This is a genomic window from Romboutsia sp. 13368 (assembly GCF_018336475.1).
GTDB lineage: Bacteria > Bacillota > Clostridia > Peptostreptococcales > Peptostreptococcaceae > Romboutsia.
In genome coordinates, this window is record NZ_CP048741.1 from 608942 (window position 1) to 609550 (window position 609).

Sequence of the window (609 nt, forward strand, 5' to 3'; positions counted from 1 at the left end):
AACACCACAGGAATTTAGACAACCAGATATTTGTACTCTAGGAATTGCATTTAATACTTTTTCAGATCCATTTTCTTTAAAGTAATTTATAATATCACGAAGCATTTGTTGACTGTTTTGTATACCCATTTGACAAAGAGGAATACCAATACAAGCACTACTTTTTTCTATAGTAGTATCACCACTAAATGCTTTACTTATATCCAATAGTTTTTTTGCTTCATTTCCATCTAAGTTTAATACATACATTCCTTCTGACATAGAAAGCCTAATCATAGGATTTTTGAATTTATCAAGTTCATATAATAAAGATTTTAAATCTTTTACAGATAAAATACCTCCAACTGGATGGATATAAACTGAATATCTTCCAGATTGTTTTTGTTTAAATAACCTTGGACTAGTTTCATTTAAATTAGTACCACTATCAAAATATCTTATTGGCTGTGGATAAAGATCAAGTCCACCTTTTTCTTTTTCCTTTTCAACATATTCTTTAAATAGTTTTAAAAATTCTTCTTCTCCAAGATTATCGACCATATACCTTACTCTTGCTCTATTGTGGTTATCATAATCACCATGCTCCATATACATTTTTGTCATACCTTC

Annotated in this window: 1 pseudogene; it reads right to left on the reverse strand. The window is 28.9% G+C overall.

Annotated elements, in window-relative coordinates:
• Positions 1-609, reverse strand: a pseudogene (locus G3997_RS02525) (nitrite/sulfite reductase); the annotation flags it as partial.